Source organism: Neptunomonas sp. CHC150 (genome assembly GCF_030397555.1).
In the GTDB taxonomy this organism is placed as follows: Bacteria; Pseudomonadota; Gammaproteobacteria; order Pseudomonadales; family Balneatricaceae; genus Neptunomonas; species Neptunomonas phycophila.
In genome coordinates, this window is the sequence record NZ_JAPNXU010000011.1 from 108,907 (window position 1) to 124,966 (window position 16,060).

The 16,060-nt window shown below is 46.3% G+C and carries 13 protein-coding genes; 1 reads left to right on the plus strand and 12 read right to left on the minus strand.

Translation table 11 applies throughout. The features are described from left to right. The first annotated feature begins 17 nt into the window (after positions 1-17). Positions 18-239 (plus strand): DNA gyrase inhibitor YacG, encoded by a 222-nt coding sequence (locus tag OW491_RS14480; RefSeq protein ID WP_075171534.1) that lies wholly within the window; start codon positions 18-20, stop codon positions 237-239. Here the strand turns inward: OW491_RS14480 and OW491_RS14485 are convergent. The 12 genes from OW491_RS14485 to murD all read right to left on the minus strand — a co-directional run bounded on the left by OW491_RS14485 (position 220) and on the right by murD (position 16,058). Next, complete coding sequence (locus OW491_RS14485; RefSeq protein ID WP_290036639.1) at positions 220-1,191, minus strand: Nudix family hydrolase; 972 nt, start codon at positions 1,189-1,191, stop codon at positions 220-222. The genes OW491_RS14480 and OW491_RS14485 overlap by 20 nt on opposite strands. A 54-nt stretch (positions 1,192-1,245) precedes the next feature. Beyond that, entirely contained in the window at positions 1,246-2,463 is a 1,218-nt protein-coding gene (gene argJ / locus OW491_RS14490) for a bifunctional glutamate N-acetyltransferase/amino-acid acetyltransferase ArgJ (RefSeq protein ID WP_290036640.1), read from the minus strand. A gap of 112 nt (positions 2,464-2,575) precedes the next feature. Beyond that, complete coding sequence (gene secA, locus OW491_RS14495) at positions 2,576-5,326, minus strand: preprotein translocase subunit SecA (protein WP_290036641.1); 2,751 nt, start codon at positions 5,324-5,326, stop codon at positions 2,576-2,578. Positions 5,327-5,506: 180 nt separating this feature from the next. After that, complete coding sequence (lpxC, locus tag OW491_RS14500; RefSeq protein ID WP_075178768.1) at positions 5,507-6,427, minus strand: UDP-3-O-acyl-N-acetylglucosamine deacetylase; 921 nt, start codon at positions 6,425-6,427, stop codon at positions 5,507-5,509. Between the two features lie 106 nt (positions 6,428-6,533). Beyond that, entirely contained in the window at positions 6,534-7,697 is a 1,164-nt protein-coding gene (gene ftsZ, locus OW491_RS14505) for a cell division protein FtsZ (RefSeq protein ID WP_290036642.1), read from the minus strand. Positions 7,698-7,769: 72 nt separating this feature from the next. Further along, complete coding sequence (gene ftsA / locus OW491_RS14510) at positions 7,770-9,092, minus strand: cell division protein FtsA (RefSeq protein ID WP_075171528.1); 1,323 nt, start codon at positions 9,090-9,092, stop codon at positions 7,770-7,772. A gap of 4 nt (positions 9,093-9,096) precedes the next feature. Next, positions 9,097-9,909 (minus strand): cell division protein FtsQ/DivIB, encoded by an 813-nt coding sequence (locus tag OW491_RS14515; RefSeq protein WP_246813245.1) that lies wholly within the window; start codon positions 9,907-9,909, stop codon positions 9,097-9,099. Positions 9,910-9,912: 3 nt separating this feature from the next. Beyond that, on the minus strand, positions 9,913-10,857 hold the full coding sequence (locus OW491_RS14520; protein WP_290036643.1) for a D-alanine--D-alanine ligase: 945 nt from the start codon (positions 10,855-10,857) through the stop codon (positions 9,913-9,915). Then, on the minus strand, positions 10,854-12,299 hold the full coding sequence (murC, locus tag OW491_RS14525) for a UDP-N-acetylmuramate--L-alanine ligase (RefSeq protein WP_075171526.1): 1,446 nt from the start codon (positions 12,297-12,299) through the stop codon (positions 10,854-10,856). Before murC ends, OW491_RS14520 begins: the two co-directional genes overlap by 4 nt. After that, positions 12,296-13,375 carry an undecaprenyldiphospho-muramoylpentapeptide beta-N-acetylglucosaminyltransferase gene (murG, locus tag OW491_RS14530; protein WP_290036645.1) on the minus strand — a complete coding sequence of 360 codons (1,080 nt, stop codon included), beginning with the start codon at positions 13,373-13,375 and terminating at the stop codon, positions 12,296-12,298. The genes murC and murG overlap by 4 nt, the downstream gene beginning before the upstream one ends. Beyond that, complete coding sequence (gene ftsW / locus OW491_RS14535) at positions 13,372-14,667, minus strand: putative lipid II flippase FtsW (RefSeq protein WP_083610053.1); 1,296 nt, start codon at positions 14,665-14,667, stop codon at positions 13,372-13,374. The genes murG and ftsW overlap by 4 nt, the downstream gene beginning before the upstream one ends. A gap of 41 nt (positions 14,668-14,708) precedes the next feature. Further along, the gene (murD, locus tag OW491_RS14540) at positions 14,709-16,058 is read right to left on the minus strand and encodes a UDP-N-acetylmuramoyl-L-alanine--D-glutamate ligase (protein ID WP_277253299.1); all 1,350 of its coding nucleotides are present in this window, start codon (positions 16,056-16,058) and stop codon (positions 14,709-14,711) included. Positions 16,059-16,060: the final 2 nt, after the last annotated feature.

Consider the following 16,060-nt stretch of genomic DNA (forward strand, 5'->3'; position numbering starts at 1 on the left):
TTAGTGAACAGTGAACGATGAAAAAAAACATTGAATGCCCGACTTGTGGCGAAGCAAGCGAATACTCCCCAGAAAACCCGAACCGCCCGTTTTGCAGTGAGCGTTGCAAACTGATTGATTTAGGTGAATGGGCAAGCGAGAGTTATCAAATTCCCACTCAACCTAGCCTTGAAGACTACGAAGATTTTAGTACAGGCATGGAATCCGCTCTCAATTCGTCTAAGTCCACAGTGCACTAATAGCTGCAATCCCCTGAGCACCAGACTTTTTCGCCTGCTCTCTATCCTGTGACGACACCCCCCCTAACATATAGATAGGTAGCGGGCTTTGACCTGCTAAATCAGCTGCTTTGCCCCACCCAAGAGGGCTCGCCAAAGGATGAGAATTGGTTTTCTGTACCGGTGATAATGTCACAAAATCACAACCCGTCTGCGCCGCTATATCTAGCTCTTCTTGATTATGACAAGAGGCACTTAACCAACGCCCAGAAAATTCACTCCGAGACGTTAATCTCTTTAAACGGGACGAGCTCAAATGAACAGCTGGCGCTTCTAACTGATTCGCAAGCTCTAGTGAGCTATTGATTATTAATAACGGAGCTCTTTTCCCCGCCTTGCCGCCATCCATGGAAAATATTCGATCTTGACGAATGCTTTGAAACCATTGAGATAATACCATGTCACTTAACTGCGGCTGTCGAAGCATTACAGCAGACACCTTATGTGTCTGGACTGATTTTTTTATCCCCAACAAACAACTTTCGAGACTATCGCACTCAGGTGTAATCAATAACACATCCGGTAGTAACACAGCATTTAAAATGGGCCGATTAGCCGCTGGAAACGGATAACTATCAAGATCCTTTTTATCAACCCATGCCGTTTTCTGACCTTCAGCGCCCCACGCCTCACCAGAAAACTCTGTTACATGGTACACATCTAATAAAACTGACTTGTCTGGGTAATGGTAAGGTACTGTGATCAGCGGTTTAGCAGATATAACCGTGATGCCTATCTCTTCCAGCAGCTCGCGCCTCAAAGCTTCTGCTGCTGTTTCACCTATTTCAACCTTACCGCCCGGAAACTCCCACAAACCACCTTGATGCTTATCATCTGGGCGTTTGGCTAAAAATACCAAACCGTTTGAATCTTCAATAACAGCGGCTGCAACGTGAACGAGTTTTCGGGTCATAAGGCTAATAGGCACTTCTTAGTAAATAAAATTAACGATATTTAGCTACGATATTTAGCTACGATAGTCTGCATTGATAGTCACGTATTCATGCGACAAGTCCGTTGTCCACACTGTTTCATTCACGTCACCACGGTTTAACACTATACGAATTAAAATGTTTTCCTGATTCATGACAGCCTGCCCTGCATCCTCAGTGTAAGACGCTGCTCGACCACCATTTTCCACAATGCAAACATCATCAAGATAAATTTTAAGCGTTTCCAAATCAAAGTTTTCGATTCCCGCTCGCCCTACGGCTGCTAAAATGCGCCCCCAGTTGGGATCACTAGCAAACAGAGCCGTCTTAACAAGCGGCGAATGAGCTACCGTGTAAGCGGTTTTAAGCGCTTCTTCTTGTGTTCCTGCTGATTCAACACTAACCGTGACTAACTTTGTCGCCCCTTCTCCATCCTTAACAATGGCCAATGCAATCTCCAGCATGACCTCATTAATTGCCTCGACAAACAGATTCAAAGCTTCCGTATCACTTGAACTAACAATAGCGCCAGACCTGCCAGTCGCAATCAGCATGCATGAATCGTTAGTCGAAGTATCCCCATCAATAGTAATGCGATTAAAAGACTTGTTAGCAGCGTCTGTCAAAATTTCTTGCAGTAGCTGTGGCTCCACAGCCGCATCGGTTCCTATAAAACCTAGCATGGTTGCCATATTTGGCATGATCATGCCGGCACCTTTAGAAATACCGCTGATGGTTACAGTTTGACCATCGATCTCAATTTGTTTAGTAGCCCCTTTAGGACGAGTATCGGTCGTCATGATACCGCTCGCTGCCGCTTCCCATTGGTAAGCTGATAGATTTTCAACGGCCTGAGGGATAGCAGCGGCAATTTTAGCCACAGGAAGAGGCTCACCAATAACCCCCGTAGAAAAAGGCAAAACAGCGCTACGCGTAAGCCCTACTTCGGCAGCCAGTAAATCACAGCACTCGTAAGCATCAGCTAGCCCTTGCTTACCGGTTCCCGCATTAGCATTACCCGTATTAATCAAAAAATAACGGACCTTGCCCTGAGCAAGATGGTCCTTCGAAATAACAACGGGTGCAGCACAAAAAGCGTTTTTGGTAAACACGCCCGCAACACTCGCGTCTTCGCAAACCTCAAATACAACAACATCTTTGCGGCCTGGCTTTTTTATACCAGCCGAGGCAACACCAATACGAATACCATCCACTGAATACATGCTAGGAAGCGTTGCAGGACCTACAGCCATTTTTTCACCCTCTAAACGAAAAGAAAGGCAGCTCTAAGCTGCCTTCTCTAAAAATGTATATACAAAAAAAACCGATCAGGCTGCTTTAAAGAGCAACCTGATTGCAATTATTTTATGACAATTTACCGTGACATTGCTTATATTTTTTACCGGAACCACAAGGGCAAGGATCATTACGGCCCACCTTTGGTGTGTCTCTAACAAATGTATCAACTGATGCGTTTTGTTCATCGGTTGCCACCTGCTCTTGAGACTCATCTTCGTTTAAGCCCGAATCTGATGCGTGCTCATAGCTCATCTCTTGTTGCGAAGCTTGCTCACGACGTTGCTGTTCCATTTCCTCAACTTGCTCAGGCTGCTGCACCTGTACATGGCTAAGTACTTTAATGACATCGCGTTTAATGTTTTCAAGAAGTCCTTGGAACAACTCAAATGCTTCACGCTTATATTCTTGTTTCGGGTTTTTCTGAGCATAACCTCGCAAATGGATACCTTGTCGTAAATGATCCATCGTTTGCAAGTGCTCTTTCCACAGGGTGTCCAACACTTGCAGCATAACTTGCTTTTCAAACATGCGAATAGTTTCACTGCCGGCAAGCGCTTCTTTTTCTGCGTAAACTCCAGCCACTTGATCTTGAATTTTTTGGCGTAACGATTCTTCATGCAATGTGCTGTCTTCGTCTAACCATTGTTGAATAGGCATCGTCATTGCAAACTCAGCTTCCAGTGCTCGTTCGAGTGCTGGAATATCCCATTGCTCTTCCAAACTTTGTGGAGGAATGTGATTGCTCACCGTTGTGTTGACGATATCTTCACGAATCGACTGGATCGTTTCAGAGATATCATTAGACGCCATCAACTCATTACGTTGTTCATAAATGATAGTCCGCTGGTCGTTAGCGACATCATCATAATCAAGTAAAGATTTACGAATATCAAAGTTGCGCTGCTCTACTTTACGCTGCGCTTTCTCGATCGCATTAGTTACCATTTTATGCTCAATGGCTTCACCTTGCTCCATCCCTAAAGCCTGCATAAAGCCACGAACACGATCAGAAGCGAAAATACGCATCAAATCATCTTCTAGCGATAAGAAGAATCGAGAAGCACCAGGGTCACCTTGACGGCCAGCACGCCCTCGCAACTGATTATCGATACGACGCGACTCATGGCGTTCGGTACCAATAATATAAAGGCCACCCGCCTCAAGCACTTGATTATGACGTTTTTCCCAATCAGCACGCGCAGCAGCGACTTTCTCATCGGTTGCATCTTGGATTTGCTCAAGCTCTAGCTCTAACTTACCACCCAACTGAATGTCGGTACCACGACCGGCCATATTCGTGGCAATTGTTACTGCGCCGGGGCAACCAGCATTTGCAATAATGCTAGCTTCGCGTTCGTGGTTCTTCGCGTTTAACACATTATGCGGGATATTAGCTTTTGTCAGGTATTGAGATATTAATTCAGAAGACTCTACCGAAGCAGTACCAACTAAGACCGGCTGTTTACGCTCTTGGCTTTCGCGTATTTCCTTAATGATGGCCTCATACTTTTCCTGCATGGTTAAGTAAATTAGGTCATTATAATCTTTACGGGCAATATCACGGTTAGTTGGGATAACGATTACATCTAGGCCATAAATTTGACGTAATTCAACCGCTTCCGTATCGGCTGTACCCGTCATGCCCGACAAATTGTTATATAAGCGGAAATAGTTCTGGAACGTCGTAGAGGCTAATGTTTGGCTCTCTAACTGAATCTCGACATTTTCTTTCGCTTCTACAGCTTGATGAAGGCCTTCAGACCAGCGACGGCCAGGCATTATACGGCCAGTGTGCTCATCCACGATAACAACTTGGTTATCTTGCACAATGTAGTCTTTATCACGTTGGAACAAATAATGCGCTCGCAAACCCGCCAACACATGATGAAGCATATTCAGGTTATGAGGTGCATATAGACTTTCACCTTCTTCTAATAACCCTTCTTTATTTAGCATTTCCTCAATTAACTGATGGCCTGCTTCTGTTAACTCGATGGTACGGTTTTTCTCATCGACAACAAAATGCTCATTAATTTCTTGATCCGCATCTTTAGGGTCAATCTCACCATCAAATCGTTTTAAATGAGGAATCAAGGTATTGATTCGCTTGTACATAGCCGAGCTATCTTCTGCCGGGCCGGAAATGATTAATGGTGTACGCGCTTCATCAATTAAAATGGAGTCAACTTCATCAACTACCGCAAAATTGAAGTCTCGTTGAACCTTCTCATCCAGGCTAAACGCCATGTTATCGCGCAAGTAATCAAAACCAAATTCGTTATTTGTGCCGTAAGTGATATCCGCGGCATAAGCGGCGCGTTTCTCTTCAGGTTGCTGACGAGACAAAACAACCCCAACGCTCATGCCCAAGAATTCATAAAGTGGGCGCATCCATTCAGCATCACGGCTAGCGAGGTAATCGTTAACAGTAACAACATGCACCCCTTTGCCAGATAGCGCATTCAAATAGACAGCCAGTGTTGCCACTAACGTTTTACCTTCACCTGTGCGCATTTCAGCAACGCCGCCATTGTGCAGCGTCATGCCACCGATTAGCTGTACATCGAAGTGTCTGAGCCCTAACGTGCGTTTAGAAGCCTCACGAGCCACAGCAAAGGCCTCATTTAAGATATCATCCAGCGTTGCACCTGCTGCGAGACGTTCTTTAAACTCATGTGTTTTAGCTTGAAGATCGGTATCTGATAGCGAGCTGATCTCATCTTCCAGAGCATTGATAAGCTTAACCTGCTTACCCATACGTTTTAGTTCACGATCGTTTTTACTTCCGAAGATTTTTTTTACTAGTGAGGTCAGCATGCTTAAGTGTCTTTCCGTCTTTCCAGAAGCTGTATGCAACTGCGCAATTGGTTGAAGGTCTATAATATCTTTATATGGGCTGTATTGAGAATCCCAAGAGCTTAACAGATTCTTTTTACAGTGCTATTTCGCCCGGATATGAAAATGCCGGGCTAGCCCGGCATTTTAAGATGATCTATCTTAGATAGCGAGCGCTGGTTGCTGATAAGCAACAGGAGCCATATCTAGAGATTCTTCTCCTTCAAAAGTCACAACTTCATACGCGTCTGGCGTATTTAGCAACTCTCTAAGGAGCATGTTATTCATATAATGGCCTGATTTATGGCCATAGTACTCACCGATTAAACTTTTACCCAGCAAATACAAATCACCAACGGCATCTAATACCTTGTGTTTTACAAATTCATCATCGTAACGCAGGCCGTCATCGTTCAGGATTTTATAATCATCAACAACGATCGCGTTTTCTAAGCTTCCGCCTAAAGCGAGATTTTGAGAACGTAAATATTCAAAGTCATTCATAAAGCCAAATGTACGAGCCCGGCTTATCTCACGAATAAAAGAAGTGGTAGAGAACTCTAAGGCCGTCTCTTTGTTGCGCCCTTCAAATGCAGGGTGCTCAAATTCGATTTTAAAACCAACTTTAAAACCATCATAAGGTTTGAATGTTGCGCTTTTACCTTCAGACTCGAACGTGACTTCTTTTTTAATGCGGATAAACTTTTTAGGCGCATCTTGTTCTTCAATGCCAGCAGACTGCACTAAAAAAACAAAAGGTGCTGCACTGCCGTCCATGATAGGCACTTCTTCAGCACTCAATTCAACCACAGCATTATCAATACCAAGACCTGCCAACGCAGACATCAAGTGCTCGACGGTAGCAACGCGCACATCACCCTCACCCAAGTTAGTCGATAAAGTCGTGCTCACTACATTAGTAGCAAAGCCTTCGATATCAACAGCTGGGGTTAAGTCAGTGCGTCGAAATGTAATACCCGTATCGATAGGAGCAGGTTTTAATGTCAAATAGACTTTTTGACCAGTATGCAGGCCAATACCTGTCGCCTTAATGCTGTTTTTAAGGGTACGTTGCTTAATCATTTGTCCGCCACATAAAATTCGTAAAAATATCGCCAAATTGTAACAAATACCCAGTTTTGCAACAACTAAGTACCCGCTCAATCGGCGTTATCTACATTGCTATCAATTAATCAGCTTGACGACGAAGGTACGTCGGAATATCCAAAAGATCGACATCTTTATCCGTTGCTTTCGTCACTGTCCGTTTCTCACCTGGCTCAAGTAGAGCCTCTTGTTTTTGACGACGAAGTACAGAAGGAAGTTCAATTTGTTCTTTAGGCTGCCCATCAATACGCTGACTATTTTGATGGTTATCTGGCTTTACCGGTTCAGCACGTTTATCAAAACCTGTTGCTACAACGGTCACGACAAAATCATCAACCATATCAGGATCAATCACGGTGCCAATAACGATAGTCGCGTCATCCGATGCGTACTCTTCTACGATATTACCAACTTCAGTAAACTCACCTAAGCTTAGATCCATACCGGCTGTGATATTAACCAAAATACCACTCGCCCCTTTCAAATCAACATCTTCTAGCAAAGGGCTGTTGATCGCCGCTTCGGCCGCTTTAGTGGCGCGATCTTCACCGCGGGACTTACCAGTCCCCATCATCGCCATACCCATTTCAGACATCACGGTACGCACGTCTGCAAAGTCGACGTTGATCATACCCGGGCGGATAATTAAGTCGGCGATACCTTGAACAGCGCCTCGTAACACATCATTCGCGGTATTAAAAGCGTTGAGCAAGCTGCAATTACGCCCCATAACCTGCATGAGTTTTTCGTTAGGAATAATGATGAGAGAATCAACGTGCTCACGCAGTTCTTTAATACCTTCCAACGCAATTTTCATGCGCTTCTTGCCTTCAAACGGGAAAGGCTTGGTAACAACAGCAACTGTCAGTATCCCCAAATCACGCGCAACAGACGCTACAATGGGAGCGGCACCAGTACCTGTACCACCGCCCATACCGGCCGTGATAAACACCATATCAGCGCCTTTTAGCATTTCTGCAATACGTTCACGATCTTCAATTGCAGCTTGACGACCTACATCTGGGTTCGCGCCTGCCCCCAAGCCTTTGGTCGTTTCACCACCTAACTGAATTACTGTATGCGCTGACATATTCACTAATGCTTGTGCATCCGTATTGGCGCACATAAAGTCCACACCATCCAGCTCACTCTTGACCATGTGCTCGACGGCGTTACCGCCACCACCACCCACACCGATCACTTTGATCACTGCACTCTGTGGAACACTATCTAATAGGTTAAACATAATACTCTCCTGTCGGGTTCCACGCCTTTAACTGCATTCCGGCGATCTTATCCGAATCCTTTCACCAAAGTCCTAAAAATTACCTTTTAACCAGTCTTTACACCGGCTCAATAAACCCGGCCCTTCCCTTTTCGGTTTAGGCGGCTTTACTTTTCGTTCTTTAATTTCTTGCTTTTGCACAGGCTGTTTTTCAGCAACAATGCGCTCCTCACTACGCATAGGAACATGCGCTGTCGTCGCACTGCGGCCTACATGGCCACCCTGCGCCGCATAATGCAACAACCCCATCCCTGTAGAGAAAATAGGATTTTGCAAAATATCGTCCATTCCTCTAACACCTTGTGGCATGGCTAAGCGAACGGGCATATGAAAAATTTCTTCTGCAAGCTCTACTACGCCTTCCATCTTTGCTGTTCCGCCGGTTAACACAACACCTGCCGGAATCAAATCTTCAAACCCACTGCGACGCAGCTCACTTTGCACCAATGTAAACAGCTCGTCATAACGCGGTTCTACCACCTCTGCTAACGCTTGGCGCGATAAATCACGTGGAGGTCGATCTCCGACACTTGGTACTTTGATAGTTTCATCTGCATTAGCTAATTGCGCCAATGCACAGGCGTACTTAATTTTTAATTGATCCGCATGCTGCGTAGGTGTGCGCAACGCCATAGCAATGTCGTTTGTGACCTGATCACCAGCAATCGGGATTACGCCTGTGTGGCGAATAGACCCGCCTGTAAAAACGGCAATATCCGTTGTGCCACCACCGATATCCACCATGCACACACCCAGGTCTTTTTCATCTTCTGTGAGCACGGCATAACTTGAGGCTAACTGTTCAAGTACAACGCCATCGACTTCCAAACCACAGCGACGGACACACTTTTCAATATTCTGTATGGCATTGGTTGCGCCAGTCACCAGATGCACTTTGGCTTCTAACCGAACCCCAGACATACCTAACGGTTCTTTAATTCCCTCTTGATGATCAATTAAATACTCTTGAGGAAGAATATGAAGAATTTTTTGATCGGCGGGGATAGCAACAGCACTAGCAGCGTCAATAACACGCTCTAAATCATGTTCGGTTACCTCTCGGTCTCGCACAGCCACGATTCCGTGAGAGTTCATACTACTAATATGGCTACCAGCAATACCGACTGTAACGGAATGGATTTTACACCCAGCCATTAGCTCCGCCTCTTCGACGGCACGCTGAATTGAGCTGACAGTTGACTCGATATTAACGACAACCCCACGCTTCAGACCACGAGAAGGGTGCGAGCCTATTCCTACTACTTCTACCTGCTCGTCTGGTAAAACCTTCGCAACCAAGCACACAACCTTTGATGTGCCTATGTCCAGTGCGACGATCATATTTTCTTCTGCCATTAAATTAGCCTGCCTTTGCCTTATCGTCCTGTGTGCGCCATGTAACCGCTGCACCATTGGTGTATCGAATATCAACTCGTTCTATATCAGCTGCTCTCGCGGCTAATTGCTGATCGTAAATTTGTAAAAAGCGCTTAAGACGATCACGTAGATGTTCACGCCCAACAATAACTTCAATACCGTTATTTAATTCCAGCGTCCAAGCACCTCGCGCTTCCATGGTTAACCCAACCATACGTACATCGGCTTCCTGAAACAGCACACTCAAATTGTGATATTGCTCCATCAAATACTGTGTTTCTGTTGCTGGTCCTTTTAGGACGGGTAAATCCTTATATTCGCCGCCTTTCTCGGGCCAGAAAATGTCTCCTTGATGGTTCAACAATCCCTTATCTCCCCAACGGGCAACAGGAATTTGCTCATCAATAACGACCTCGATAGCAGGAGGCCATTCCCGACGAACCTGAGCCGCATGTACCCAAGGCTCTTCCAATAATTTTTCGCGAAGTTGGCTGATATCTAAATGAATCAATGGCGCATTGATCCCAGCAGCCAACTTAGTGGCGACTTCCGTTTTATTGAGATACTTAGTATCTCCCAGTACCCGAACCTCCGACACAGGCTGGTCTAGCCAACCAATAAATCGCTGATACCCAGAGGCCATTGCCGCACAAAAAACAAATGCCGCCGTTAAAATAATAATAGGGCGCCAATACCAATCTGGCTCAGAAGCCGCAACCATCTCTTCGTCAGACACCTGCGCTTTAGGCAGATCTTTCTGGTCGAAGACTTTGAGCTTTTGTAAGCCAGTTGACATCCTTTACGCCTCACTCACAATTTCAACAACCAATTGCTCGAAGCTAATTCCGGCTTCTTTAGCCGCCATTGGGACCAAACTATGATCCGTCATACCCGGTGCAGTATTCACCTCTAGCAGATAAAACTGGCCCGCAGCATCTTGCATGACGTCAACCCGCGCCCAATCTTTGCAGCCTAGCGCTTTAAAAGCTTTTTCTGACAACGTGTGCAGATCTTCTTGTTGTTCAGCACTTAATTCATTATCAAACATGTAACGTGTATCGTTCGCTTGGTACTTCGCATCAAAGTCGTAGAAATCATGCGGCGTTTCTAAACGAATGGCGGGTAATGCTTTATTGTTAAGAACAGCAACGGTAAATTCTGAGCCTGTTATCCACTGTTCTGCAATGACACAACTGTCATACTGACAAGCATCTTCCCATGCTTCTGTGAGCTCTGCTCGATTACGCACTTTGTGCATACCTATGCTAGAACCCTCATGGGCGGGTTTGATCATCATTGGATAATCTAGTTCCACTTCACAACGGTTTAAATCGTCATCTGTTTCCAGAACAACGAACGGCGGTGTCGGTAAATTAGCGCCAACAAACAATTGCTTACTGCGTAACTTATCCATCCCTATGGCCGAAGCTGACACGCCACTACCGGTGTAAGGTAAATTCATCATCTCTAGCAGGCCTTGCAAAGTACCATCTTCACCACCGCGACCATGCAAAATCAAAAACACACGATCAATCTTGTGTTCGCTGAGTTGTGCGATAGGGTTAAGCGCCCCATAAGGGCCAAAAAGATCAATACCAAATGCGTCAACACCCGCACGCAGTAATGCTTGCAAAACAGCTTCACCACTTTTTAAAGACACAGGACGCTCTGCCGAATTACCTCCATATACGACGGCTACTCGACCGAGTGCTTGGGCTTGTTCCTCAGAGACTCGATAGCTCATGGCTTATCTCCTGTTAAATCTATGTCCGCTAACTGGTGGGCCAGCGCAGTAATGTTACCTGCCCCTTGCGTCAGCAAGATATCACCTGGTTGTAACAAATTACTGATAACGCTAGGCACTTCCTCTGGCGTTTTAACATACACAGGATCAAGATTGCCGCGCTGACGAATACTGCGGCATAAACTCTTACTGTCAGCCCCAGCAATTGGCTCCTCACCAGCCGCGTATACCTCCATTAACAACAAGGTATCTACTTCGGATAACACTTTTACAAAGTCTTCATACAGATCGCGCGTTCGGGTATAACGGTGCGGTTGGTAAATCATAACTAGACGTTTCTCAGGCCAACCCGCCTTAACCGCTTTGATAACCGCTTCTACTTCACGAGGGTGATGCCCATAGTCATCCACTAGCATCGCGGCGCCTCCGTTCACTGGGATATCACCCAACACTTGGAAACGTCGACCCACACCAGCAAATTTCTCCAGCGCCACACAAATAGCTGTATCGTCAATACCTTCATCGGTTGCAACGGCAATAGTCGCCAAGGCATTTAGCACATTGTGAACACCTGGCATATTGACCGTAATCGCCAAGTCTGGCTTACCATCAGGACGTTTAGCCGTAAAATGAGTATGCATTCCGTTTTGACGAATATCGACGGCACGATAGTCCGCCGCTTCGTTCAACCCATAGGTTAAAATAGGACGGCTAATATCAGGCAGAATTTCACACACCACCGGATCATCAGTACATAGAACCGCCAAGCCGTAAAATGGCAAGTTATGCAAAAATTCGATGAAAGTACGTTTTAAAACATTAAAATCGCCGCCATAAGTATCCATGTGATCTGCATCGATATTCGTCACAATCGATACCATTGGCTGCAAGTGCAAGAAAGAAGCATCGCTTTCATCCGCCTCTGCGATCAGATAGCGGCTAGCCCCCATGCGAGCATTTGTTCCGGCACTGTTTAAGCGACCACCAATTACAAAAGTCGGATCGCGATCACCTTCTGCAAAAACCGAAGCCAACAAACTCGTTGTCGTGGTTTTACCATGAGTGCCGGCAACAGCCACCCCATGACGATAGCGCATCAACTCGGCTAACATTTCCGCCCGACGTACAACTGGGATACGCTGCTCACGTGCTGCTTTTACCTCTGGGTTTTCATCATTAACCGCACTGGAGATAACCACCACATCAGCGCCGTCGATATTCGATTCTGCATGCCCAATATGAATAGTGGCTCCCATTTCAACAAGGCGGTCCGTAGTTGCTGATGCGCGTATATCTGAGCCAAGTATTTGATAGCCTTGGTTACATAAAACTTCAGCTATCCCGCACATGCCCACACCGCCTATCCCCACGAAATGGATAGTGCGGATTCGGCGCATTTCAGGAACTTCGTACACCGTAGGTGCGCGGTCTTTACTACTCATTTCATCATCTCCAGACATATATCAGCAACACGCTGACTCGCCGCAGGCTTACCCACTGCACGCGCTTTTTTAGCCATATCTAACAAGCAATCTCTGCCTGTATTCTCAGTTAACCGTTTTATAATATCGTCGACTGTTAAGTCTCGTTGTTGGATTATGGTGGCTGCGCCAACTGACTCTAAATACTGTGCATTCGCCGTTTGGTGATCATCAACAGCAAATGGAAAAGGCACTAGCAACGAAGGCACCCCGGCAATCGCCAACTCGCTCACTGTCAGTGCTCCTGATCGGCAAATCACAATATCTGCCCACCCGTAAGCTTCATCCATGCGCTCGATAAACGCATCGACTCGCCCTTCTAAACCGTGTTCTTGATATAACGCACGTGTGGCATCAATATGCTGTTTACCGGTTTGGTGCCATACATCAGGGCGCGACTCCGCGGGCATGGCCGCTAGGGCTGCAGGGATGATTTCATTGATCGCTTTTGCCCCTAAACTGCCACCAACAACTAACAACCGGATCGGCCCAGTTCGCTTATCAAAACGCTCTTGTGGGGGAGATAAACTCAGGATATCACCACGAACAGGATTACCAGTCTGCTCTACATTAGCCCGCTGCCCAAAAGCACCAGAAAAAGCCTCTAACACTCGATTTGCTATTTTGGCCGATATTTTATTTGTCATACCCGCCGTAGCATTCTGCTCATGGATCACTAAAGGAATACCCAATAGCTTCGCCGCTACAGCACCAGGCCCAGACGCGAAGCCTCCCATACCCAACACCACATTAGGCTTCACCTTTTTTACAACATGATAAGCCTGCGCCACCGCTTTAATGAGTCTAAACGGAGCAAGTAAAATACTGAGACGCCCTTTGCCACGAACGCCCTGTACGTCGATGGTATGCAAGGGAATATCAGCATTAGGGACAACACGGGATTCAATACCTCGTTGAGTCCCCATCCAATGCACGGCAACACCCTGAGCGCGCAAACAGTCAGCCGTCGCTAGAGCAGGAAAAACATGCCCACCCGTTCCTCCGGCCATAATGAGTGCTGTTTTAGTTTGGCTCATGAGAAACTTCCTTCGGCAAAGTCTTTTTTAGCAGGCCCTGAATTACGTGGGGCCTCCTTATCCTGATCTACGGTGTTAGCAGGTTTCACCTTTTTTTGAGGGCTTTTTACTGCCAAAACTGTCGTTTTATCAAAGGCTCCTTCAGCAAAGCGCATGCGCTTTAACTCAACGTCTATGCGCAAGACTAAGGCAATCATAGCCGTACATACTAACAAGCTACTACCACCATAACTTAGCAAGGGCAGAGTCAAACCTTTAGTCGGCAATGCGCCCACATTAACACCAATATTTATCAACGCTTGACCTGCCAAAATAAAGCCAAATCCATAAGCCACATAGCCCATAAAAAACTGGCGTTGCTTTTCAGCTTGTCGCCCAATAAGGAAAATGCGTGTAATGAGAATGGCATACAGAATTACCACGGCTATGGCACCTATAAAGCCAAGTTCCTCCGCTAATACCGAATAAACAAAGTCTGTGTGTGCTTCTGGCAAGTAAAAGAGCTTTTGCACACTATTACCTAAGCCTTCACCAAACCAATCGCCACGCCCAAAAGCGATTTGAGCTTGTGATAATTGGTAGCCAGCGCCAAATGGATCTGCCCACGGATCCTGAAAGGACTTTAATCGAGCCATGCGGTAAGGCTGAATTACCCCCATCAGACCAACAAAGCCCACGGCACTCACTAAAATGAGAATAAATTGGCCAAACTTCATGCCACTTAAAAAAATCATTCCCATCACGCAGCCCATCAAAACAACGGCTGCGCCATAGTCGGGCTCAAGCAATAGCAATGACACAAAGAAAGCCAGTGGCAAACCCGGCTTTACAACACCTTTCCAACTGGTTCGGACCTCAGCTAAACGGCGTACAAGATAACCACCGAGATAGATAACCATGCAAAATTTTGCAATTTCAGACGCCTGCAAGTTCAGCGGGCCAGCACTAATCCATCGACGGCTACCATTAACTTCGCGGCCAATGCCAGGAATAAGCACAACCACCAGCAGTAAAAAGCCAGCCAATAGCAGATAAGGCCCCGAGCGCTGCCACAAAGATAACGGTATTTTATAGGTGATTACCGCACCAATAATGGATAGCAAAATAAAGATGCCATGACGCTGCGAAAAGAAAAATGCTCCACCAAACTTTTGCGCCGCCACATCCATCGAAGCCGAAGTAATCATAACAAAGCCCGTCAACACTAAAGCGACTGCCGTTGCTAACAACCACGGATCAAACGGCATAACAGCATCGCCCGGCAAAGAAAACCAGCGCGGTATACTTTGCATAGAAGCATTCGGTAACGGTGGCGTTTGCTTTACCTGGCTATTCACAAAGCCTCCACAGCGGCAACAAACACATTGCCACGTTCTACATAGTTCTTAAACATATCGATGCTGGCACACGCAGGGGACAACAAAACTAGATCCCCCTCCTGTGCTTTGGAAACGGCCAATTCAACGGCTTGCTCTAATGTATTCGTGATATCACTAGGACAATCCGATAAGGTTGATTGGATAGCAGAGGCATCTTGGCCAATTAAAACGAGATGGCGCACATAACGGGTAACGGGAGCCAACAAATCATTAAAGGCAGCCCCCTTTCCATCGCCCCCAGCAATAAGAACAATACGCTGACCTTCGGCTAAATCAGGCCCTAAGCCGTCTAGTGCAGCAACTGTAGCGCCTACATTCGTGCCTTTGGAGTCGTTGTAAAAAGTCAGCCCCGCTTTTTCAGCAACCCACTGGCAACGATGCTCAAGCCCACCAAAGGTACGTAGTGTTGCTAACATGGCATCCATTGGAATATGCACAAGATGCCCTAAAGCAAGAGCCGCCAGTGCATTAGCCACATTGTGGCGACCCGGCATGCGAATATCAGATACAGGCATTAAGTTATCTTGCGCTAGGGCTAGATACTCAATGCCCGCCTCTTCGCGTAAACCAAACACACGAAAATCGGGCGCGCCTAATCTAAAGCCCCACGGCTTCATCCCCATGGGCAATAAAGGATGAGTAAGTGGATCATCTTTATTTTCAACGGCAAATTTACAGCCCCGATAAACACGGTGCTTAGCGCGGTAATACGATTGCATATCTGGATAACGATCCATGTGATCCGGGCTAACATTGAGCACTGTGGCAACTTCTGCCCGCAAATCATGAGTCGTTTCTAATTGAAAGCTGGATAGCTCCAGTACATACAGTTGCTTTTCCCCTTCAGAAAGCATCTCTAGCACCGGAGTACCCAGGTTACCTCCTACGCCCACTGATAGGCCGGCCGTTTCGGCCATAGCGCCAACCAATGTCGTTACTGTACTTTTAGCGTTAGATCCTGTGATTGCTATAATTGGCGCGTTTACTTCCCGGCAAAACAAATCGATATCGCCTATCAACTGCACGCCATTTTCGATTGCAGCCACGATAGCCGGCGTACTTTGTGCCACGCCCGGACTTAACACAATTTCAGAAGCCGAAGATAAGAAAGCAGCATCCAATGCGCCTAAACGAATATCAACGTCAGCAAACTCTTTACGGACAAGGTCTATTGACGGCGGGTTTTCACGAGTATCAGCGATCGCAAAACGAATGCCCTTACGTTGTAAATAACGCGCACAAGACAGCCCGGTTTTACCTAAACCGATAACAATGGTGAGCTGATCAGATGCTATTAACGACATAT

Bases quoted from the DNA above. Each gene is read 5' to 3' on its own strand.
- ftsA (WP_075171528.1), bottom strand. From the start codon at position 9,092: ATGGCAGAAGAAAATATGATCGTCGCACTGGACATAGGCACATCAAAG.
- secA (WP_290036641.1), bottom strand. From the start codon at position 5,326: ATGCTGACCTCACTAGTAAAAAAAATCTTCGGAAGTAAAAACGATCGT.
- ftsZ (WP_290036642.1), bottom strand. From the start codon at position 7,697: ATGTTTAACCTATTAGATAGTGTTCCACAGAGTGCAGTGATCAAAGTG.
- murD (WP_277253299.1), bottom strand. From the start codon at position 16,058: ATGTCGTTAATAGCATCTGATCAGCTCACCATTGTTATCGGTTTAGGT.
- ftsW (WP_083610053.1), bottom strand. From the start codon at position 14,667: ATGCAAAGTATACCGCGCTGGTTTTCTTTGCCGGGCGATGCTGTTATG.
- murC (WP_075171526.1), bottom strand. From the start codon at position 12,299: ATGAGTAGTAAAGACCGCGCACCTACGGTGTACGAAGTTCCTGAAATG.
- OW491_RS14485 (WP_290036639.1), bottom strand. From the start codon at position 1,191: ATGACCCGAAAACTCGTTCACGTTGCAGCCGCTGTTATTGAAGATTCA.
- OW491_RS14515 (WP_246813245.1), bottom strand. From the start codon at position 9,909: ATGTCAACTGGCTTACAAAAGCTCAAAGTCTTCGACCAGAAAGATCTG.
- lpxC (WP_075178768.1), bottom strand. From the start codon at position 6,427: ATGATTAAGCAACGTACCCTTAAAAACAGCATTAAGGCGACAGGTATT.
- murG (WP_290036645.1), bottom strand. From the start codon at position 13,375: ATGAGCCAAACTAAAACAGCACTCATTATGGCCGGAGGAACGGGTGGG.
- OW491_RS14480 (WP_075171534.1), top strand. From the start codon at position 18: ATGAAAAAAAACATTGAATGCCCGACTTGTGGCGAAGCAAGCGAATAC.
- OW491_RS14520 (WP_290036643.1), bottom strand. From the start codon at position 10,857: ATGAGCTATCGAGTCTCTGAGGAACAAGCCCAAGCACTCGGTCGAGTA.
- argJ (WP_290036640.1), bottom strand. From the start codon at position 2,463: ATGGCTGTAGGTCCTGCAACGCTTCCTAGCATGTATTCAGTGGATGGT.